A 16,091-nucleotide genomic window follows, 5' to 3' on the forward strand; every position below is an offset into this window, starting at 1 on the left:
AAACGGTCAGTATGGTCGAACATGGCCTTAGCTTTTTAAATTTTGTTCTTCCTGTCTTCAAATTTACATAAATTTATTGGTTTATGATGTCTGTAAAGCCAATAAGGCTGTTCTGTTTAGACTTATAGACTTAGCGAACCTCATTTGTTTTATTTCCAAATTTTGAAATCGAATTTTCCCGAGATACCGATCTGTGTATCCTTGATGCAGATTGCTGCCAAAATCTTCGGTATATCTCCGATTTTTTCAATGCAAGGTTCTATATCGGCTGTCGTTTGAATTTGATTGGCAAACGCTGTGGCATAGGTGTCAGCCAAAGCGCAATCCTGACAAACGATCATGACGGCATCCGCTTGACCAAAACTTAGGGAAGGCCCTACCGTTCCCGATGAAGTACAAATTCCCAAGGGAGAACGGTCGGCACGAATCGTGAATCCTACTTTCTCGGATAGCGGAGAAGATCCTGCGAATACGGCGATATCGATATCCTCGTGAATATCTGCATAGATATCGCCGCCGTTTTCGATGATGATTTCCCGGATGGGAAAAGCCGTCTTCAGTTCTGCTGCAATTTGTCCGGCAACGGCTCCTGCAACGGCACTCATCGGGCCGATCCCTGAAACGTCGGAAACCTCCGCCATCTTTCGGATAATGGCGGGAGCTTCGGTTCTGGGCGTGTAAGGGATCAAAGCTTTTCGGTACTCGGGATCTTGGTTTAGATAAGTATCCATCTCTTGTCGCAATCGTATGACACGGGAGAGGGCGTAGGCTCGTATCTCCTCCCGGTAGGAAGCCTTATCGATGCCGATCCATAAATCGGTTTCCTTATGGACGATCGTGAACGTACACCAACGCTCTTGTCTCAGATGTTGTCGGTAGGTACGATTCGTGTATTCCCTGTTGTTCATGGTCATTGGATTTCGGAAAATTCAATTTTAAAGAGCTTCAAAGGACAAGCCTTCAGACATAGTTTACAGGCAATGCACTTTTCAGGATTAAATCGGAGTTTCCAGTCCGGAGCTCCGATTGTCAACGCGTGAGAGAAACAGGCGGAAACACAATTTCCGCAGTTCAAACAACGATTTTCGTCGTGTGAAACTTTGCTGGAAACCGGGTTTACCGTGACCCCGTTTTGGTTCAAATAGGCGATGGCCTGATCGATTTTTAATGTGTCGGCATCGAATTCAGCCAACAAGATTCCCGTTTTCCCGGGGTGGATTTCAGCTTTCAATAGGTTGATTTTTATATCATAGATGCGAATAAGATCGTATACCAACGGTCTGTCTGTGGCATCAACCGGAAACGATAGTATTAATTTTTGGGCCATAATTTGTTTTTTTGTCTGTTCATACTTGCTATTCTTGTTCTTTCAGGCTTTTTAATGAAGTGCCGACAGGCATCGGACGAACCGGTTCTGTCAATAGAAAATCGCCTTTTCGAATCCATTCTTTTAGTATGTTAGCGATCTCAATAGCCTTGGAGAGACTCGAGACGGGGGCTGTTCGAATTTTCTGTCCATCGATTTCGATCTCTCCGGATTGTAAGGCTGCATAATTCGTTTTTCCCAGTATTTTATTACCGTTTCCATAATCAACGATAGTGGTTTCGATTTGTTCGTTTCGGATGGAAACCCGCCGGGCCATATCTTCGTCCAAAATCGGTATGGGAATGCCGATTCCCACGAAAAGGCTTACCCCGTATTTCTCGTAATAAACACCTCGTAGAAATTCGGTACTCATGTTTTTCAGGTCTCCGATAACGGCTAAGGTTCGAGCGTTACTTGTCGGTATTCCGTAATCATTCACTTCTTTCGTGGAATGAAATTGTGTACCATTCCAGGCAACATAGCCTTCTGTTCCGCAAAGAAAAATACGGGTTCCCAAGCCGATGGTACGACATTCCGGATCGTTTATCAGGGGAGAGAGCTCTCCGGCCGTACTATAGGCTGCATTACGTAACTTGGGTAGTAACGTACCCATATAGGTATATTTGATTTGATCCGTTGAGTTTGTGGCTACATTATAATTTTGATAAGCATTTCTCGGGTTATAGAGATATGCTTCGTTAACGGTGTCCTTTGTTACCTTGGTTTTGATGTGTTTTCGAGGGTAACAATCCGTACCTTTTCCCCACGCTTCCAATGTAATTTCTTTTCCGGCAATAAGATCTTCTATCAGATGTGCTCCTCCGTAAGTAGGATTCTCCGGATTGCAATCTGTTGCCCCGATATAGGTATCTACCGCGGCCAGTCCTCCGCAGACCCGTATGCCGTTCAGTTCTATTTTTTCCATACGAATGGGAGGATCGGCGTGTCCGAAATTCAGGAATGCGCCGGAAGAACACATCGCACCGAATGTTGCCGTGGTTACTACATCTACTCGTTCCGCAATTTCTTTAGGCGAACAGGTTTTTGCCAATTCTGAAACTTCTTTTGCAGTCAGTACAACGGCAGTTCCGTTTTTGATTTTTTCGTTTATTTCCGTATATGTTTTTGTCATGATGGATTCTTTTATGAATTGTTAGAATGAAACAAAGATTTCCGGGTAAATGCCTTGCAATTACCATGATTACAGGTGGTAACGAATAGTTTGCGGTAGGGAATCCTAACGGGAAGTTGTCGTTTAACTTCCTGTTGAAAAACTTTTCAATACTACCTTGAAATCAAAAATCAAAAAAAAGTCTGGGGTAAAAGAATATTAGCGCATGCAGCGCATACGCATAGACATGACGAAAAGAGGAGAGAAGGAACTTTTACTGTTAGGAGCGATTCCGTTTCGATACTGATTTTTCTTTTCTGCTTTCATGTTTTTGGTTTTAAATTATAACTCCTGCTTTCAGGTCGGGTTTTGGCACCTTTCGAATTTTCGCAGGTTGCCGGAGTTTCTATGAGCCCGTTCTCTCTACTCCTCTTTATAATTCAAATAATCTTTTGAAGATTGAATTGATGTGACAAAGGAAAAGATAAAAAAAGAATAAAGCAAATCTTTTCGTGGTTTTTAATGGAAGGAATTAAATGATTCTGTGATTTAGAGATTCTGTGATTTAGAGATTCTGTGATTTAGAGATTCAGCGATTTAGAGATTCTGTGATTGGGTGATTAGTAAAATGAACGTAGAATTTTTAATGATGTTTTTTTATTAGAAAACACACTGCCTGTTATTATTTCAGGCAGTGTGTTCTTTTTCTTTTTCATTATATGATTTTGAAACCGAGAGTCAGATTAACCGTACTCGGAGCTTTTACTCCGTCACCGAATTTTTTTAAACCGAATTCGTAATCCACATCGAAGGTCACTTTCCATACATCGACTCCGGCTCCGACCTTTCCGTTCCACATCATCTTATCGGTATCGAAATAATCTTTAGAAAGTCCTTTAATCTTCACGTCTTTGGTTATGAATGAAGCGACCGGACCTACAAATCCACGTAACTTCACGACGGGCAACTTTAGAAGATAATAACCGACCATGACAGGAATATCTATGGATGAGTATTTTAAATTCCGTTTCTCATTCGTTGCCTTGTCCTTTGCCTGCGTTTCCTTGTGTGCAAAATTTAAAGCCGGTTCCAAGTAGATTTTTCCGAAATTGACTCTTACAAAGGCTCCAAACATATAGCCACCATGAGATTCAACTTTTAAGTCTTTTACTTTAATTTTCGTGTCGTTCCAACCTCCATGAATTCCGATACTGATAGGAAGCGATTGTGCCATTGTCACTACACTGAAGAGACAAAATAAAGATAATACTACCAATTTTTTCATATTGCATTTCATTTTAGTTCCGGTGTAAAAATATGAATAATTTTTAATTTTTAAATCTGTTTACGTTTAAATTCAGATAGAATAATACCGGTGGCAACACCTACGTTTAGGGATTCTGTCGAATAAGTGCCATCAGCAAAACTGGGTATGGTCAATTTCCGGCTTACGAATTGTTCTATTTCGGGGGATATGCCTTTACCTTCGTTTCCCATCACGATAAACCCTCGCTCTTCCAAATGGGAGTGGTAGATGTTTTCACCGTTGAGGAAAGTACCGTAACATTTGAAATCATCTTTCACGAACTGAGGGATAAAGGAAAGCAAATCCACGTAATAAACGTTTACGCGAAAAATAGCTCCCATACTGGCTTGAACGCATTTGGGATTAAAAATGTTTGCACAATCGTAATCGCAAAATACGGAATGGATGCCGAACCAGTCACATACCCTTAGGATGGTTCCCATGTTACCCGGATCTTGTATACCGTTTAATATCAGAGAAAGTGTGTTGCTGATTTTTTCCGGTTGATACGTTTTATCGGGAATTTCAGCCAAAGCAATCACTTCCGGTAAAGATTTGAAATTGGATAGAGGCTTCATTTCAATCTCGTTTACTTCTATAGTCCGGCATTGTCTTGGGATTCGGGGATGACGATCTATCCATTCCGGATAAGCGACAATGGTATCGATTTTCAGATCGGACAAAAGTAATTCACCTACTAATTTTTCACCTTCTATTTTAAAGAGATTATATTTATCCCTGAATTTCTTTTTTTCGAGGTTTTGGATTACATTTGTTAGATGTTTGCTAAGCATATTTTAGGCTTGCTGGTTAATAAAATACAAACATAATATTTTTTTGAGATTTGAGCATGGGTGCGGTGTGTAAGATAGGTATTATTTTGTCTATATTTTGTTTTTTCTATTCTTGTTCTCCGACCAAGTATGTGGGAAAAGATGAGTATTTGTTGGATCGGGTACGGGTAAAAGTGAGCGGTCACCGGGCGAACAGGAGTGATATTAAGCGGAATATACGTCAGAAACCGAACACCCGTATATTAGGGGCAAGTCGTTTCCATTTGGGGTTATATAATTTAAGCGGACGAAACGAGAAGAGATGGCTTAACAGGTTATTGCGTCGTATAGGAGAAGCTCCCGTAATTTATAATCCTTTTTTGACGACCAGAAGTAACGAACAAATTAGTTTATATCTCCGTAATAAAGGTTTTTACAAAAATCAGGTGAAAGATACCGTGTACTATAAAAAGAAAAAAGCCATTGTAGAGTATCGGATAAACACGGGTCCGCAGACGAAAATAGACGATGTCTCTTTTTTGCAAAAAGAGGAAAGGAACAATAAGGAACTGACAGGGGAGAGCAATCTGGTGGAAATGTATTATCAGGATACGCTGAAAACCTTATTGCATAAAGAGATGCCTTTGGATATGGATGTGCTGGATAATGAAAGGGAGCGAATAACGCGTATGTTGCGGGAAAAGGGATATTTCAATTTCTCCAAAAATTTTATTCAGTTTTTTGCCGATACCTCTTCGGTCAGTCGGGCCGAGACTGCAAAATTGTTTGTCCATATCATTCAAACGGTTGCGGATAGTGCTGCCTTTCAACGTTATTTCCTGAGAGATATTCATTTGGATTTCGATTACGATCCTTTGTTGAACGTGGGTGGGAGAGACTCCTCTGTCAGGCATATGGAATACGACGGATACAAAATTACCTACCGGGATCGGCTGAAGATAAAACCTAAGGTCATTACGGAGACCATTCAGATGGAACGCATGGAATTGTATAATGTGCAACGGGTGTTGGAGACTTATTCCCGCTTGCAAGCGTTGAACTTATTCAAATTTATTAATATAGATTTCAAGGAGGTCGAGACGGACGACGAGGTAAAAACCTTGGATTGTTATATTCAATTGTCACCGGTCAAACGGCAATCCTATAATGTTTTTTTGGAGGGTACCAATAGTTCCGGTAATTTGGGTATCGGGGGAAATTTCACCTATAATCATCGTAATCTTTTCAAAGCAGGAGAAAATTTTTCCGTAAGCGTATGGGGAACATTGAAAAAGGAACAAATTGACGAAAAAGGAAAGATTTTTAATACGAAGGAGATCGGGGCGGAGATCAAGTTCGTTACTCCCCAGTTTTGGATGCCTTTTTTCAAAATGAAGGATTTCAGGCGTAATTTTGCCCCGAAAACTTCTATCTCTTTTTCATACGGATATGAATATACGCCTTATTATACCCGTTCCGTCGTGAATGCCCGTTTTGGTTATCTCTGGAGGCTTTCCAATAAAAGATGGAGGTATAATTTCGATTTAATCGATTTGAATTACGTGTTAATGAAGAATGTAAACCGGAGTTTTGTCGATAGTTTGAAAAACGAATACATTAAAAATACGTATACCGACCATATGATTTTTTCAGCTGTTTTTTCAGCGACCTACACGGATCAGATCGTTAATTCAAAGGAGATGAGTTACAATTATTTCCGGGCTAATTTAGAGTCTTCGGGTAATTTGTTATGGGGTATCGACCGATTGTTCGGGGAGAGGAGAAAGGGAGAGAATCTGGATGATAAATATTACAAATGGCTGGGTGTACGTTATGCCCAATTTGTAAAGGCGGATGCCGAATACCGTTACCACTGGTATATTAATCGGGCCAACTCGATCGTTACACGGTTGTTTATAGGTTGTGGCTATCCGTACGGAAATATGAAGGTATTGCCTTTCGAAGAGTCCTATTATTGCGGGGGGGCAAGTGATATCCGGGCGTGGCAAACCCGGACGTTAGGACCGGGCTCTTACGATTTAGGGAATAAATATCCCAACAGCGTGGGAGATTTTAAGTTGGAGGCCAATATAGAGTATCGTTTTAAGTTAATTTGGTTGTTGGAAGGGGCATTGTTTGTGGATGCGGGCAATATCTGGAATATAAATCCTAAAGAAGACAGGCCAGGGGCGCAATTGAACACGGAATTTTTTAATCAGGTTGCCATCGGCACGGGTGCGGGGTTGAGGATCAATGCCAATTTTTTCCTCTTGCGTTTTGATTTGGGTATTAAAGTGAAAGACCCGGCGTTGCCTGCCGGGAATCGTTTTGTGATGTTTAATTCGAAAGGAGGGTTCAGGCGTTCCGTGTTTAATATCGCTATCGGTTATCCTTTCTGATGGAAAGTGTAGATTATTAATTGAAATATAAAAGGTAATGGTTTCTCAAATTGTGGTTTATCTCTCTCTGTTGTTTCAGGTCGTGGCTATGGGTTTTGCCATTAGTTTGTTCAAACGGACTAAATTCAATGCAGCCTGGATTCTTATTTCTACCGGTTTTTTTCTGATGACGATTTATCGGGTGATCGAATTGTTCCCTTCCATGAGACGAGGCGAATACGAGGAGCTTTATTTGACGAAAGTATGGTTGTCGTTTATAATCTCTTTAGCCTTTGCTATCGGTGTATTTTATATCCGTAAGGTTTTTCAGTTTTTACGTCGTTTGGACGAGATCCGGGACGAATCAGAAAAGCGGGTGGTTTCGGCGATCATTCGTACGGAAGAACAGGAGAGACAACGCTTTGCCAAGGAGTTGCATGATGGATTGGGACCTTTATTGAGTGTCATTAAAATGTTGTTATCCGGGTTTAATACCCAGAATAAGGAAGAGGTAAACGAACGGATAAAAAATAACCTGAAGCAGGCAGTTGACGAGGCAATCGTGAGTGTTCGGGAGATATCGGCCAATATCAGTCCTCACATATTGAATAATTTCGGATTGAAGGATGCAACGGACTCTTTTATTCGTAAATTGCGTCCTGCAGAAGGAATCGATATTCAATTTAAGACCAATATTGCCGGAAGACGATTTACCTATAACGTGGAAGTGATCATGTATCGGGTGATTTGTGAATTGATAAATAACACGTTACGTCATGCGGAAGCTACTAAGGTTCGAATCGATCTTCGATATAGAAATGATATGCTTTATTTGGAATACGAGGATAATGGCTTGGGATTTGATATGCAACAGATCGAGAATGAAGGAGGAATGGGGTTAAGCAATATGCGTTATCGCTTGAATTCGGGAAATGGAGATATAGAGATATTCAGCTGTCAGGGAAAAGGGATGAAAGCTACTGCTTTTATTAAATGTAATGTGTAAGACTATGGATAAATTAAGAATATATTTGGTCGACGATCATAAATTATTTCGGGAAGGGTTGAAATTATTGCTTTCCAATCAGGATTTCGTACATCATATTTATGAAGCCTCTAACGGTAGGGAATTTATAGAAAACTTGTCGTTTGTGGATTGCGACGTGGTATTGATGGATATTGAAATGCCGGAGATGAATGGGATCGAAGCTACGATTCAAGCCATGAAAATGAAGCCGGAGCTGAAAATTATTGTACTTTCCATGTACGGAGACGAGCAATATTACTATAAAATGATTGATGCCGGAGCTAAGGGGTTTATGCTTAAAAATTCCGGTATCGATAAGGTCGTAACCGCTATCCAAAAGGTTTCCGAAGGGGAGAGTTTCTTTTCCGAGGAACTTCTTGTGAATATTCTGAATAATATGCGTGATAATAAAGCGGACAGTCACGACGTGGTTGATAATGACATATCCGAACGGGAATTGGAAATTCTTTACCAGGTATGTCGAGGATTATCTAATCAGGAGATTGCAGACAAGCTGTTTATCAGTAAACGAACGGTGGATAAGCATCGGGCTAATTTATTGAGTAAAACGGGATGTCGGAATACCGCGGCTTTAGTCATGTACGCGATTAAAAATAAATTGATTCAGGTGTGAATATACAGGATAACGGTTCTTTAAATGGCGATTATAATGAATGGAATGATATTTGCGGCAGGCTTGGGAACTCGTTTGCGACCTTTGACTAATGATCGGCCTAAAGCGTTGGTGGAGATTAACGGAAGGACTCTATTGGAACGGGTTATCGGGAAAATGAGGTCGGCAGGAGTGGAGCGTTTGGTCATTAATATTCATCATTATGCGGATCAGATTGAAACTTATCTGAGGATACATAATTGTTTTGACATGGATATCCGCTTGTCGGACGAGCGGGAGTTATTGTTAGATACGGGAGGAGGGGTTAGGAAAGCCCGTGAACTGTTTATTCCGGAAAAAGCGGTATTGATTCATAATGTGGATATCCAGACGGATGTGGATCTTTTGGAATTGATCGCTCAACATGAAGACCGGAAAGCGTATGCGTCTTTAGTGGTACAAAAAAGTGAAGCCGACCGGGTGTTGAAATTCAATCGGGAAGGAATACTCAAAGGATGGGAAAACAAGAAAACCGGAGAACAAAAGATTGTTGACGATGATTTCTATTGTTCCCAAGAGTATAATTATTGCGGTATACAAATATTAAGTCCGGAGTATTTGGATCGTATGATTCATACGGGCGTATTTTCTATTATAGACGAACATCTGGAACAAGCGAGATCATATTCGCTCCAAATGTTTTTATACGAGGGGCGATGTTTGGATCTGGGAACGCCCGAGGCTATCCGGCAGGCTTCTTTGTCAGAGCTTTCCGCTTCCCGGAATTAACTTGATCTTATTGGTATCTTCGAAGAATTTGAAATACATGTAAAGCTTGTAATTGAAATCGAAGCCGTAATCAATCCTCATACTGTAATCGATGTAACTATTCACGCGAGGATCTCCGCTTGCGTACCTGCGATTCCATTCCTGGGCGTAACGATAATTGGTGAATTGATAGTATTCGTTGCTGTACTGATTTACGATGCTTTTATGGGTGGCCATCCAATAATCGAAACCGGGGTCGAATACAATAAGTTCGTAACGTGTAGAATCTTTGATTCCGAGACGTCCCGTTTTATTCGTCATATGCTGTCGTGATGCACAAGAGAAAAAGAGTACTGTTAATACAAGAATACCTAACGTTTTCATCGGATAAAGATTTAATTTATAAATTATGATCTCCTAAGTTACGAATTTTATGTAATATAACCATAAAAAAGGGGAACAAAATATTTTGTTCCCCTTTTTTTCCTGTTCCGATAGAATTATTTGACCGCGATGGTTTCAATTTCAACCATGGCTCCCATCGGAAGGGCTTTTACGGCAAATGCGGCTCGTGCGGGACAATCTGTCTTGTAATATTTAGCGTATATTTCATTCATATCCGCAAAATAGGACATATCTCCTAATAAACAAGTGGATTTGACCACGTTTTCAAAAGTATATCCAGCCTCTTCGAGAATATAGCCGATGTTTTTTAAACATTGTTCTGTTTGTTCCTTAACTCCTCCTTCCACGAACTTTCCCGTGTTTACATCAATGGGAAGTTGCCCGCTGATATAGAGTGTTCCGTTTGCTTCAATAGCCTGACTGTATGGACCGATGGCTTTGGGAGCCTGGGCCGAATTAATTACTTTTTTCATAATGATTATATCCATGTTTATAAATTACTGTAATATACGCGAATATACATAATTTGTTTAAAAGAAAACGAAGCTATCGGAAAACCCTCCGACAGCTTCGTTTTTTAATGATAAAGGAATATCAATAGTTATTCTTTTTCTCTTCAAAATAGGCTTGTGGATGGGCACAGGCGGGACAAGCCTTGGGAGCTGTTTTGCCTTTGTGGACATAACCGCAGTTCCGGCATTGCCATAAGATCTCTTCCTCTCTTTCAAATACTTTTCCGGCTTCAACCCTTTCCAATAGTTTCCGGTAACGGGTTTCGTGTTCGGCTTCTACAGCAGCGATATTACGGAAAACAGCGGCGATAGCGTTGAATCCTTCCTCTTCGGCTACTTTTGCGAATTCAGGATACAACTCGGCCCACTCTTCGTTTTCCCCTTCTGCGGCAGCTTTCAGATTTTCTGCTGTCGTTCCGATTTTTCCGGCGGGATAGGAGGCTGTGATTTCAAGCATTCCGCCCTCTAAAAATTTGAAGAAACGTTTCGCGTGTTCTTTTTCCTGCTCGGCTGTCTCTGTAAATACGGCAGCAATCTGTTCAAAACCCTCTTTTTTAGCTACACTTGCGAAAAAGGTATAGCGATTTCTCGCCTGTGATTCTCCTGCAAATGATTTCAATAGGTTTTGTTCTGTTTTAGTTCCTTTAATACTCATAAATTTTTTGTTTTGGTGTTTTTGATTCTATTTTGATGATACAATTGTACAATAAAATACAATGAAAAACAAATCTTTATTTTTTATAAATGAATAAATAAAATCTATAAACATGAAACTCTTTTCGGAGGCAAAAGCAATGTCCCGAAAGGTACGCACTCTCCGCGTATCTGAATAATATCGGATATATTCGTCAACTGTTTTTTTGCATGGAATAGTTTTCTATACCCAAACTCTCATAGGTTTTCTTGAGCTCCTCGTCATTGTCCGTGATCACGAGGAGTTTATCTCCTTCGTGGAGCTTTGTTTTGCCTTTGGGAACGCAGAAAGATCCCTCTACCCGTTTGACCATCACGATTAACGTATTATCAGGTAAGACAAGGTCCATGAGGAGTTCTCCTTTGGCAAGCATCGAAGGGGTGACTTCGATTTCAGACATGGCCGTTTTGATATCTTCGGGAAGTTCCAGATTGAATGCCGCTTGCTCCGGCTCGGGAGTCGATAATCCTAAGAATTTTGCCATATAGCTGACGGTAGTTCCTTGAATAACTAAAGAGAGGATGGTGATAAAGAACACGACATTGAATATTAAAGAGGCGTGTTGAATATTAGCGATTAGCGGATAGGTCGCGAAAATGATGGGAACGGCCCCTCTTAGACCGACCCATGAAACGTATACCCTGGACTTGGTGCTCATCTTCCGGAAAGGAAGCAGGCAAAGGAATACCGTTAAAGGGCGAGCCATGATAATCATGAAAATACCGACCAATATACCTAATCCGGCTATCGGTATCAAATCGGCGGGATTTACCAGTAGACCCAACGTGAGGAACATTACGATCTGGAAAAGCCAGGTAAAACCGTCAAAAAAGGTCATTAAACTCTTTTTGTGTACCATCTTGTGATTTCCGACCATTAATCCGGCAATGTATACGGCTAAATAACCGTTTCCCTTTAATAAATCTGTAAATGAGAATATAAAAAATACAAATGCTAACAGCAATACGGAATATAACGACTGGTTGATATTGATCTTATTGATCGTGAAACGAGCTAAATGCCCTAATAGATAACCGGAAACGGCACCGATGCTCATTTGCATAATAAATTGCAAGACCGTACCGCTTATACTGGATTCCCCGGATTGAATGACCTGTATCAACAATATCGTAAGCATGTAGGCCATGGGGTCGTTACTACCACTTTCCAACTCTAAAAGGGGGCGAAGATTCTCTTTTAGTCCTTGCCGTTTGGATCTTAGAATCGAGAAAACGGATGCCGAATCGGTAGAGGACATGACTGCGGCCAATAAAAGAGATTCGGTAAATGTCAGAGAGATAAAGTCGTTCGTAAGTCCTGTAATCTGGTATATAAAATAACCTGTTATAAGTGCAGTTATCATCACTCCAAAAGTGGCCAACACTATGCCTTGTCCTACCACGGGTTTTATTTCGGACATTTTGGTGTCCATACCACCCGAAAATAGAATGATACTTAAGGCGATAACTCCGATAAATTGAGCGATTTCCGGGTTGTTGAACTGGATACCGAGTCCATCATTACCGAATAACATTCCGACTCCTAAGAAAAGTAACAGTGCAGGTACTCCGAACTTGAATCCGGCTTTCCCGGCGATTATACTTGTAAATAATAAAATGGATCCGATAAGTAAGATATTTCCTGCATTGAGAATCATAAGGTAGTATTTTTAAGGATTAGTGATCGAGTTCGGGTTATCTTTGCGTTTCGAGAAATTTTTCTTTTTTACGAAAGAAGGTTTCTGGGATTTACGGTTGAATTGTTTTTTAGGTTTGCCTTCAAACGCCTGCGGGTTGTAGGTAGGTGCTTCACCCAATTCGGAGGGGAGCGGAATCTTGTATACTTCTTCTTCTATGAATTCTTCGATTCGGTGGAATTTGCCCTGCTCTGAATCGGAGACAAAAGTAATGGCCACACCATCTGCACTGGCTCTTGCCGTACGGCCTATTCGATGAATATAATCCTCCGGATCGTGGGGTACATCGAAATTGATGACCAGACCGATTTCATCGATATCGATACCCCTGGCGACGATATCGGTGGCAACCAGCACGTCTGTTTTACCGTTTTTAAAGTTCAACATAACCGATTCCCTTTCGGGCTGTTCTAAATCCGAATGCATGGCCGCCACGTTAAATCGTTTGCGTTTAAGGGTATATGCCAAGTCTTTTACTTTTTGTTTGGAAGAGGCGAAGATGATTGTTTTGTTTTTCGTGGGTTTATTGAATAACTCTTCGATAATCCCCATTTTTTGTCCTTCGTGACAAATATAGGCAGCCTGTATGATGGCTTCGTTCGGTTTTGAAATGGCAACATTGATCTCTTCCGGATTCCGTAATACCTTTTGTGCCAATTGTCTGATCTTCGGTGGCATGGTCGCTGAAAACAAGACTGTTTGCCTTTCTTTGGGAAGCTTTTCGACGATTTGCATGATATCGTCAAAAAATCCCATATCCAACATCCGGTCGGCCTCGTCCAACACGAAATATTCCACTTTGGAGAGGTCGATATCACTATGTTGAATATGTGAGATTAAGCGCCCGGGAGTCGCAATGGCTATGTCTGCTCCTAACCGGAGTCCTTTCTTTTGTTGTTCCCACAAGGCTCCGTCGCCTCCGCCGTAGACGACCACCGTGGATACGGGTAGAAAATAGGAAAATCCTTCGAATTGAATGTCGATTTGTTGTGCCAACTCTCTCGTCGGAGCCATAATGAGTGCTTTCACTACATCTTCGGGGTGGTCTTTTTCGGCCAACCGATTCAATATCGGTAGAATATAAGCCGCTGTTTTTCCGGTTCCGGTTTGTGCACAGGCAATCAGATCTTTCCCTTCCAGTATGACGGGTATGGTTAATTCTTGTATAGGCGTTGTCTCTTGAAAATTCATTGCATCAAGTCCCTCTAATACAGGGGATGCCAGTTCGAGCTCATCAAATCTCATCTTCCAATAGTTTCTTTTGTTTTTATATGCTTTCTTGCATTAAATTAAGTGCTAACCGATAATTGGTTAATAGTTAATATTAAACACCTTAAATTTCTAAGCAAAGTTAATAAAAAAATTATTTTTTTGATTATTTATTAATGTAATATCATTGCCATTCACTCGTAGAATCTTTTAATTCCGGAATACTCTTTGATTTGAACGCGGGGCTATGTATGCCGGATTTCTTTTGCTGGTGATAATCCTTTAAAGCTTTAAGGGCTATTTTGCCGAGTAACACGATTGCAATCAGGTTAATAATTGTCATGACAGCCATCGCCAAATCCGCCAAATTCCAGACCAGATCCAAAGCGGCCCAAGAACCGAAGAGTATCATGAGTCCGACGGCTACCCGGTACAATTGCAGGTAGATCCGTTTGGGAGAGATAAATATCATGTTCGTTTCACAGTAGGAGTAATTACCGACAATGGAGCTGAAGGCGAATAGTAGAATACTGATGGCGATAAATTGTCCCCCCGCGGGACCTATTTGATGGGAGAGGGCCATTTGTGTCAATTGAATTCCCTTGGTCGTACCGTCCAAGGGAATGTCCGAGAGGAGGATGATGAAAGCCGTACAACTGCAGATAATGATGGTATCCGTGAATACGCTTAAGGATTGAATTAATCCTTGTTTGACCGGATGGGAGACATCGGCGGTGGCTGCGGCGTTCGGGGCGGAACCCATACCGGCCTCATTGGAAAACAGACCGCGTCGGATTCCCTGCATGATCACGACTCCTAAACCTCCTCCGGCGAATTGTTCGAAACCGAAAGCATCGGCGAATATGGTGGTAATAAGATGAGGTATACTCCCGGCGTTCATGAATAGGATAAAAAGCGCAACCAATATGTAAGCAATGGCCATTAGGGGAACAAGTATACCCGATATGACGGCAATCCGGTGGATTCCTCCGAAAATGACTAATAGAGTGAATATCGTTAATAAAATGCCTAACCAGGTACGGTCTATACCAAAAACCTCGTGAAAGGCAAGTGTAACCGTGTTGGCTTGTACGGAATTAAATACAAGTCCGAATGTGATGGAGATAATAACGGCAAATAAAATACCCATACCCCTTTTTTTCAATCCTTTCTCCATGTAGAAGGCGGGTCCCCCGATGAAGGTACGTTCTCCTTTGGTTTTGTATATCTGGGCTAATGTCGATTCTATAAATGCCGAGGCAGAGCCGATAAGGGCTATCAGCCACATCCAAAAGACAGCTCCCGGACCCCCTAAGGCTAAAGCCGTTGCGACGCCGGCTAAATTTCCGGTTCCGACCCGGGATGCGGTGGCGATGCAGAATGCTTGAAATGAAGATACCGAATTTTTACTTTTTCCGCTTGTTATGCCTTCTCCCAAGAGTCGAAACATCTCCCGGAAATTCCGGAACTGCACGAACCGACTGAGAAATGTGAAATAAAGCCCGATGGCGATTAAGGGAACGATCAAAAAATAGGTCCAAATAAAATCGTTCGAAAAGATAATCCAATTGTTAAGTTTATCCATAATCATTATTTTTCTTACGGATATACGTAAACAAGTGTAGATCGGTTGTAAAGTAGTCTTATTTTTATGGATTATCCATTCCCGTACGGGTTCATTCCAAAAAGAGGTCGTACAACTCTTGCAAACGGGAAGATGCTTCCGATCCGAAAGCCTCTATCTCCTTGCTGATTTGTTGAACGGATTTTTCCCGGGTTAAGTCTTTACTTTTAGAAAAGAATTTGTCCGCTAAACATATTAATTTTTCTTCTTTACTTAAAGGGAGCATCTCCCTTTCCGGAAGCGGAAGATGTCGTTCCCGAATCATTTTCGAGCTTATTCCGGATCCGGTGTGGCGTTCGCACACTAAAGCGTGCCGGGGAAATCCTTCCTGGCGTAGCAATTCGGCTCCTAAATAACCGTGGCATATGTAAGGTTTATCACCGTGGCAACCGATCTCCGGAGCATATGTGAGAAAGATGCCGATATCATGCAGCAGGGAAGCCTCTTTAATAAATGACGTATCCAACTCCATTTCTGGGTGGAATCCGGCGAGTTCCAAGGCTTTTTCCATAACGGCTTTACTGTGAGAGTACAAAATAGAGTAAGCCTTGGAATTCGGATCGTAATATTTATGAAGTAATTCGATGGGATTCATGATCTGCTTTTTGT

Annotated in this window: 16 protein-coding genes and 1 riboswitch; of the genes, 4 read left to right on the forward strand and 12 right to left on the reverse strand. The window is 41.3% G+C overall.

Annotated elements, in window-relative coordinates; translation table 11 throughout:
• Positions 1 to 149: 149 nt before the first annotated feature.
• The 5 genes from PGR74_RS01380 to PGR74_RS01400 all read right to left on the reverse strand — a co-directional run bounded on the left by PGR74_RS01380 (position 150) and on the right by PGR74_RS01400 (position 4,577).
• On the reverse strand, positions 150 to 908 hold the full coding sequence (locus tag PGR74_RS01380; protein ID WP_041504072.1) for a UPF0280 family protein: 759 nt from the start codon (positions 906 to 908) through the stop codon (positions 150 to 152).
• A gap of 2 nt (positions 909 to 910) precedes the next feature.
• Entirely contained in the window at positions 911 to 1,327 is a 417-nt protein-coding gene (locus PGR74_RS01385; RefSeq protein ID WP_041503800.1) for an NIL domain-containing protein, read from the reverse strand.
• A gap of 28 nt (positions 1,328 to 1,355) precedes the next feature.
• A complete protein-coding gene (locus tag PGR74_RS01390; protein WP_041503799.1) occupies positions 1,356 to 2,498 on the reverse strand; it encodes a homocysteine biosynthesis protein in 1,143 nt (380 codons plus the stop codon).
• A 318-nt stretch (positions 2,499 to 2,816) separates the two neighbouring features.
• Positions 2,817 to 2,919: riboswitch (SAM riboswitch) on the reverse strand.
• A 273-nt stretch (positions 2,920 to 3,192) separates the two neighbouring features.
• Positions 3,193 to 3,762, reverse strand: coding sequence for a porin family protein (locus PGR74_RS01395; RefSeq protein ID WP_041504071.1), 570 nt, complete (start codon positions 3,760 to 3,762; stop codon positions 3,193 to 3,195).
• Between the two features lie 50 nt (positions 3,763 to 3,812).
• Positions 3,813 to 4,577: an RNA methyltransferase gene (locus PGR74_RS01400; RefSeq protein ID WP_041503798.1), complete on the reverse strand. Its 765-nt coding sequence runs from the start codon at positions 4,575 to 4,577 to the stop codon at positions 3,813 to 3,815.
• A gap of 56 nt (positions 4,578 to 4,633) precedes the next feature.
• On the opposite strand from PGR74_RS01400, the gene tamL reads away from it, so the two are divergent.
• Genes tamL through PGR74_RS01420 form a run of 4 tightly spaced genes read left to right on the forward strand, consistent with a single transcriptional unit; the run spans position 4,634 to position 9,363 of the window.
• Positions 4,634 to 6,955 carry a translocation and assembly module lipoprotein TamL gene (tamL, locus tag PGR74_RS01405; RefSeq protein WP_041503797.1) on the forward strand — a complete coding sequence of 774 codons (2,322 nt, stop codon included), beginning with the start codon at positions 4,634 to 4,636 and terminating at the stop codon, positions 6,953 to 6,955.
• A 37-nt stretch (positions 6,956 to 6,992) separates the two neighbouring features.
• Positions 6,993 to 7,940: a sensor histidine kinase gene (locus PGR74_RS01410; RefSeq protein WP_041503796.1), complete on the forward strand. Its 948-nt coding sequence runs from the start codon at positions 6,993 to 6,995 to the stop codon at positions 7,938 to 7,940.
• Between the two features lie 4 nt (positions 7,941 to 7,944).
• Positions 7,945 to 8,595 carry a response regulator transcription factor gene (locus tag PGR74_RS01415; protein ID WP_041504070.1) on the forward strand — a complete coding sequence of 217 codons (651 nt, stop codon included), beginning with the start codon at positions 7,945 to 7,947 and terminating at the stop codon, positions 8,593 to 8,595.
• A gap of 36 nt (positions 8,596 to 8,631) precedes the next feature.
• Entirely contained in the window at positions 8,632 to 9,363 is a 732-nt protein-coding gene (locus PGR74_RS01420; RefSeq protein WP_041503795.1) for a nucleotidyltransferase family protein, read from the forward strand.
• On the opposite strand, the gene PGR74_RS01425 is transcribed toward PGR74_RS01420, so the two are convergent.
• The 7 genes from PGR74_RS01425 to PGR74_RS01455 form a co-directional block, all read right to left on the reverse strand.
• A complete protein-coding gene (locus PGR74_RS01425; protein WP_052649366.1) occupies positions 9,337 to 9,726 on the reverse strand; it encodes a DUF6146 family protein in 390 nt (129 codons plus the stop codon). The genes PGR74_RS01420 and PGR74_RS01425 overlap by 27 nt on opposite strands.
• 116 nt (positions 9,727 to 9,842) lie before the next feature.
• Complete coding sequence (locus PGR74_RS01430; protein WP_041503794.1) at positions 9,843 to 10,220, reverse strand: RidA family protein; 378 nt, start codon at positions 10,218 to 10,220, stop codon at positions 9,843 to 9,845.
• Between the two features lie 121 nt (positions 10,221 to 10,341).
• Entirely contained in the window at positions 10,342 to 10,914 is a 573-nt protein-coding gene (rbr, locus tag PGR74_RS01435) for a rubrerythrin (protein WP_041503793.1), read from the reverse strand.
• A gap of 193 nt (positions 10,915 to 11,107) precedes the next feature.
• Positions 11,108 to 12,610, reverse strand: coding sequence for a potassium/proton antiporter (locus PGR74_RS01440; RefSeq protein WP_110688381.1), 1,503 nt, complete (start codon positions 12,608 to 12,610; stop codon positions 11,108 to 11,110).
• 12 nt (positions 12,611 to 12,622) lie between these two features.
• Positions 12,623 to 13,894 carry a DEAD/DEAH box helicase gene (locus PGR74_RS01445; protein WP_041503791.1) on the reverse strand — a complete coding sequence of 424 codons (1,272 nt, stop codon included), beginning with the start codon at positions 13,892 to 13,894 and terminating at the stop codon, positions 12,623 to 12,625.
• A 148-nt stretch (positions 13,895 to 14,042) separates the two neighbouring features.
• Positions 14,043 to 15,443 (reverse strand): alanine/glycine:cation symporter family protein, encoded by a 1,401-nt coding sequence (locus PGR74_RS01450; protein WP_041504951.1) that lies wholly within the window; start codon positions 15,441 to 15,443, stop codon positions 14,043 to 14,045.
• 91 nt (positions 15,444 to 15,534) lie between these two features.
• Positions 15,535 to 16,077 (reverse strand): HDIG domain-containing metalloprotein, encoded by a 543-nt coding sequence (locus PGR74_RS01455; RefSeq protein WP_041504950.1) that lies wholly within the window; start codon positions 16,075 to 16,077, stop codon positions 15,535 to 15,537.
• Positions 16,078 to 16,091: the final 14 nt, after the last annotated feature.

This window comes from Sanguibacteroides sp. AM78-02pH3A (assembly GCF_027666085.1).
GTDB classification, from domain to species: Bacteria; Bacteroidota; Bacteroidia; order Bacteroidales; family Marinifilaceae; genus Gabonibacter; species Gabonibacter massiliensis.